Origin of the sequence: Shigella sp. FC1661, from assembly GCF_001712525.1 — a bacterium.
GTDB lineage: Bacteria > Pseudomonadota > Gammaproteobacteria > Enterobacterales > Enterobacteriaceae > Escherichia > Escherichia coli.
The window spans coordinates 1-5776 of the sequence record NZ_MDGW01000148.1; the positions used below are offsets into that span (position 1 = coordinate 1).

The 5776-nt window shown below is 51.6% G+C and carries 2 protein-coding genes and 3 pseudogenes; all 5 read left to right on the plus strand.

The genetic code is table 11. From position 1 onward, the window contains the following. Positions 1-252, plus strand: a 252-nt coding sequence (locus BFF42_RS10145; RefSeq protein ID WP_001393792.1) for an IS1 family transposase, incomplete at its 5' end; no start/stop codon positions are given. Positions 253-267: 15 nt separating this feature from the next. Continuing rightward, positions 268-516: pseudogene (locus BFF42_RS10150) on the plus strand (beta-galactosidase subunit beta); the annotation flags it as partial. A gap of 62 nt (positions 517-578) precedes the next feature. Then, positions 579-2012 (plus strand): annotated as a pseudogene (locus BFF42_RS10155) (amino acid permease). Between the two features lie 133 nt (positions 2013-2145). Then, positions 2146-3216: a protein YgjJ gene (ygjJ, locus tag BFF42_RS10160; RefSeq protein WP_000767651.1), complete on the plus strand. Its 1071-nt coding sequence runs from the start codon at positions 2146-2148 to the stop codon at positions 3214-3216. Positions 3217-3232: 16 nt separating this feature from the next. Continuing rightward, positions 3233-5584: pseudogene (gene ygjK, locus BFF42_RS27665) on the plus strand (alpha-glucosidase). The last annotated feature ends 192 nt before the right edge of the window (positions 5585-5776 follow it).

A 5776-nucleotide genomic window follows, 5' to 3' on the forward strand; every position in this document is an offset into this window, starting at 1 on the left:
CGTCTTCTGAGCCTGCTGTCGGCCTTTGAGGTCGTGGTATGGATGACGGATGGCTGGCCGCTGTATGAATCACGCCTGAAGGGAAAGCTGCACGTTATCAGCAAGCGTTACACTCAGCGCATTGAGCGACATAATCTGAATCTGAGACAACATCTGGCAAGGCTGGGACGGAAGTCACTGTCGTTCTCAAAATCGGTGGAGCTGCATGACAAGGTCATCGGGCATTATCTGAACATAAAACACTATCAGTAAGTTGGAGTCATTACCGTGCATTACTACCTGCAAGGGCAGCAAAAAATTGAATATGCGCCGAAAGAGACATTACAGGTAGTGGAATATTATCGTGATGAAACTGACCGTGAATATTTAAAAGGCTGCGGAGAAACCGTTGAGGTCCACGAAGGGCAAATCGTTATTTGCGATATCCATGAAGCGTATCGGTTTATCTGCAATAACGCGGTCAAAAAAGTGGTTCTCAAAGTCACCATCGAAGATGGTTATTTCCATAACAAATAACAACTACGGCGGCAAAAGGAGTTTGCCGCCACCGCTACCCTACACATTTTCGGAGATGTGTTATGTCTGATACCAAACGTAATACAATCGGCAAATTCGGCTTGCTCTCGCTGACTTTTGCTGCCGTTTACAGCTTTAACAACGTTATCAATAATAATATTGAGCTTGGACTGGCCTCGGCACCGATGTTTTTCCTCGCGACGATTTTTTATTTTATTCCCTTCTGTCTGATCATCGCAGAATTTGTTTCGTTAAATAAAAACTCAGAAGCCGGTGTCTACGCGTGGGTAAAAAGTTCGCTGGGCGGACGTTGGGCATTTATTACTGCCTATACCTACTGGTTCGTAAACCTGTTCTTTTTCACCTCACTGTTGCCGCGCGTTATTGCTTATGCTTCGTATGCCTTCCTCGGATACGAATATATTATGACGCCGGTTGCCACCACCATTATCAGTATGGTGCTGTTCGCCTTCTCCACCTAGGTTTCCACCAACGGGGCGAAAATGTTGGGGCCAATTACCTCCGTCACTTCAACGCTGATGCTGCTGTTAACGCTCTCCTACATTTTACTGGCAGGTACGGCGCTGGTTGGCGGCGTACAGCCTGCTGACCCCATCACCGTTGACGCGATGATCCCGAACTTCAACTGGGCGTTCCTCGGCGTTACCACCTGGATCTTTATGGCCGCAGGTGGCGCGGAGTCCGTCGCTGTGTACGTTAACGACGTCAAAGGCGGTTCGAAATCGTTCGTTAAAGTGATCATCCTCGCCGGGATTTTTATCGGCGTACTGTATTCCGTCTCCTCGGTGCTGATTAACGTCTTCGTCAGCAGCAAAGAGTTGAAATTTACCGGCGGATCGGTGCAGGTATTCCATGGCATGGCGGCGTATTTTGGTCTACCGGAAGCGTTGATGAATCGCTTTGTCGGTCTGGTGTCCTTTACCGCGATGTTCGGTTCCCTGCTGATGTGGACCGCAACGCCGGTGAAAATTTTCTTCTCCGAAATCCCGGAAGGCATCTTTGGTAAGAAAACCGTCGAACTGAACGAAAACGGCGTTCCGGCGCGCGCAGCGTGGATCCAGTTCCTGATCGTCATCCCGCTGATGATTATCCCGATGCTCGGTTCCAATACCGTGCAGGATCTGATGAATACTATTATTAATATGACCGCCGCAGCGTCCATGCTTCCGCCGTTATTCATCATGCTGGCTTACCTGAATTTACGCGCCAAATTAGATCACCTGCCACGCGATTTCCGTATGAGCTCCCGCCGCACCGGTATTATCGTTGTTTCAATGCAGATTGCGATATTTGCCGTAGGGTTTGTCGCTTCGACATTCCCGACTGGCGCGAATATTCTGACCATCATTTTTTATAACGTCGGCGGTATTGTTATCTTCCTTGGCTTTGCGTGGTGGAAATACAGTAAATATATAAAGGGATTAACGGCTGAAGAGCGCCATATTGAAGCGACGCCAGCCAGCAATGTTGATTAAGCAGAATAATAAAAAATGAGCAGGCATTTTCCCTCTTCCTGGATGAGGAGAGGGAAAATAGTTTCTGCCTTTATATTTTTATAATTACAACGATAAAAGGCTGTACTTTTTCTTTAGCTCATGGATTAACACAATGAAATTAATCACTGCACCATGCAGAGCATTACTTGCTCTGCCGTTTTGCTACGCCTTTTCTGCGGCAGGAGAAGAAGCACGTCCGGCAGAACATGACGACACAAAAACACCCGCAATTACCTCGACATCTTCTCCTTCATTTCGTTTTTACGGCGAATTAGGGGTTGGTGGATATATGGATTTAGAGGGTGAGAATAAACATAAATACAGCGACGGTACCTATATTGAAGGTGGCCTGGAGATGAAGTACGGCTCCTGGTTCGGCCTGATTTACGGCGAAGGCTGGACCGTGCAGGCCGACCACGACGGCAATGCCTGGGTGCCAGACCATAGCTGGGGTGGTTTCGAGGGCGGAATTAACCGTTTCTATGGCGGTTATCGTACCAATGATGGCACTGAAATCATGCTCAGTCTGCGTCAGGATTCCTCGCTGGATGACCTGCAATGGTGGGGCGATTTCACCCCCGATCTGGGCTACGTCATTCCCAATACCCGCGACATTATGACTGCGCTGAAGGTACAGAACTTAAGCGGCAACTTTCGTTATAGCGTCACCGCGACTCCTGCCGGACATCATGATGAAAGCAAAGCCTGGCTACATTTTGGCAAATACGATCGCTATGACGACAAATACACCTATCCGGCAATGATGAACGGTTACATCCAGTATGACCTTGCCGAAGGCATCACCTGGATGAACGGTCTGGAAATCACCGACGGCACAGGACAGCTCTATCTCACGGGCCTGCTAACTCCTAACTTTGCCGCTCGCGCCTGGCACCATACCGGACGCGCCGACGGGCTGGACGTACCGGGAAGTGAAAGTGGGATGATGGTGAGCGCCATGTATGAAGCGTTAAAGGGCGTTTATCTCTCCACCGCTTACACCTACGCCAAACATCGCCCTGACCACGCTGACGATGAAACCACCTCTTTCATGCAGTTTGGTATCTGGTACGAATACGGCGACGGACGTTTCGCCACGGCTTTTGATAGCCGCTTCTACATGAAAAATGCCTCTCACGATCCCAGCGACCAAATCTTCCTGATGCAATATTTCTACTGGTAATAAGGACTGTAATTTCATGAAAATAAAAACTATTTTAACGCCAGTAACCTGCGCTCTGCTGATAAGTTTTTCCGCCCATGCCGCTAACGCCGACAATTATAAAAACGTGATTAACCGTACTGGCGCGCCGCAGTACATGAAGGATTACGATTACGACGATCACCAGCGTTTTAATCCGTTTTTCGATCTCGGAGCCTGGCATGGTCATCTGTTGCCAGACGGCCCTAACACCATGGGCGGCTTTCCGGGCGTTGCGCTGCTGACGGAAGAGTACATCAACTTTATGGCCAGCAATTTCGACCGCCTGACCGTCTGGCAGGACGGCAAGAAAGTCGACTTTACGCTGGAGGCATACAGTATTCCCGGTGCGCTGGTGCAAAAACTGACAGCAAAAGATGTGCAAGTCGAAATGACTCTGCGCTTCGCCACGCCGCGCACGTCACTACTGGAAACCAAAATCACCAGCAATAAACCGCTGGATCTGGTGTGGGACGGCGAACTGCTGGAAAAACTGGAAGCGAAAGAAGGGAAACCGCTTTCCGATAAAACCATTGCTGGCGAATACCCTGACTATCAGCGCAAAATCAGCGCCACCCGTGATGGCCTGAAAGTCACCTTTGGCAAAGTGCGCGCCACCTGGGATCTGCTGACCTCCGGCGAATCGGAATATCAGGTGCATAAATCCCTGCCGGTGCAGACTGAAATCAACGGTAATCGCTTTACCAGTAAGGCGCATATCAACGGTTCGACCACGCTCTACACCACCTATTCCCATCTGCTGACCGCTCAGGAAGTTAGCAAAGAGCAAATGCAGATCCGCGATATTCTGGCGCGTCCGGCGTTTTATCTCACCGCCTCGCAGCAACGCTGGGAAGAATACCTGAAGAAAGGGTTAACCAATCCGGATGCGACGCCGGAACAGACGCGCGTCGCGGTGAAAGCGATCGAAACGCTCAACGGTAACTGGCGCTCACCGGGCGGTGCGGTGAAATTTAACACCGTTACACCGTCGGTGACCGGGCGCTGGTTCTCCGGCAATCAGACCTGGCCGTGGGATACCTAGAAGCAGGCGTTTGCGATGGCGCATTTCAATCCGGACATCGCCAAAGAGAATATCCGCGCGGTCTTCTCCTGGCAGATCCAGCCTGGCGACCGCGTGCGTCCGCAGGATGTGGGCTTTGTCCCCGACCTGATAGCGTGGAACCTTAGCCCCGAGCGTGGTGGCGATGGCGGCAACTGGAACGAACGTAATACCAAACCCAGCCTTGCCGCCTGGTCGGTGATAGAAGTGTACAACGTCACCCAGGATAAAGCCTGGTTGGCAGAGATGTACCCGAAACTGGTGGCCTATCACGACTGGTGGTTACGTAACCGCGATCACAACGGCAACGGCGTGCCGGAATATGGCGCGACCCGCGACAAAGCCCACAACACTGAGAGTGGCGAGATGCTGTTTGCGGTGAAGAAAGGCAACAAAGAAGAGACGCAGTCTGGGCTGAACAACTACGCCCGCGTGGTGGAGAAAGGCCAGTACGACAGTCTGGAAATTCCGGCACAGGTCGCTGCGTCGTGGGAATCGGGGCGTGATGATGCCGCCGTCTTTGGTTTTATCGACAAAGAACAGTTGGATAAATATGTCGCTAATGGTGGCAAACGTAGCGACTGGACGGTGAAATTCGCCGAAAACCGCAGTCAGGACGGAACGTTGCTGGGCTACTCGCTATTGCAGGAGTCGGTGGATCAGGCCAGCTATATGTACAGCGATAACCATTATCTGGCGGAGATGGCAACCATCCTCGGTAAGCCAGAAGAGGCCAAACGCTATCGCCAGTTGGCACAGCAGCTCGCGGACTACATCAACACCTGTATGTTCGACCCGACTACCCAGTTCTACTATGACGTACGTATTGAAGATAAACCACTGGCGAACGGCTGCGCGGGCAAACCGATTGTTGAGCGCGGTAAAGGGCCGGAAGGCTGGTCGCCGCTGTTTAACGGTGCGGCAACGCAGGCCAATGCCGACGCGGTGGTGAAGGTGATGCTCGATCCTAAAGAGTTCAACACCTTTGTCCCGCTGGGAACGGCGGCGTTAACCAATCCGGCTTTTGGCGCTGATATCTACTGGCGCGGGCGCGTATGGGTGGATCAGTTCTGGTTTGCTCTGAAAGGGATGGAGCGTTACGGTTATCGTGATGATGCCCTGAAGCTGGCGGATACGTTCTTCCGGCACGCCAAAGGATTAACCGCCGATGGCCCAATTCAGGAGAATTACAACCCGCTGACTGGCGCGCAGCAAGGCGCACCAAATTTCTCCTGGAGTGCCGCGCATTTGTATATGTTGTATAACGATTTTTTCCGTAAGCAATAATTTGCAACTGCTGGCGGATGCGGCGTAAACGCCTTATCCGCCCTACATGTGCAATCCTCCTGGCCGGATAAAACGCGGCAAGCGTTGCATCCGGCAACTGCACCGCGCCACTGGCGGATGCGGCGTGAACGCCTTATCCGCCCTACATGTGCCCCAGAATGGTCAGACGGATAATCGGCGGCAGAGCAAAGA

Coding starts and splice junctions, on each gene's coding strand:
- ygjJ (WP_000767651.1), top strand. CDS start 2,146: ATGAAATTAATCACTGCACCATGCAGAGCATTACTTGCTCTGCCGTTT.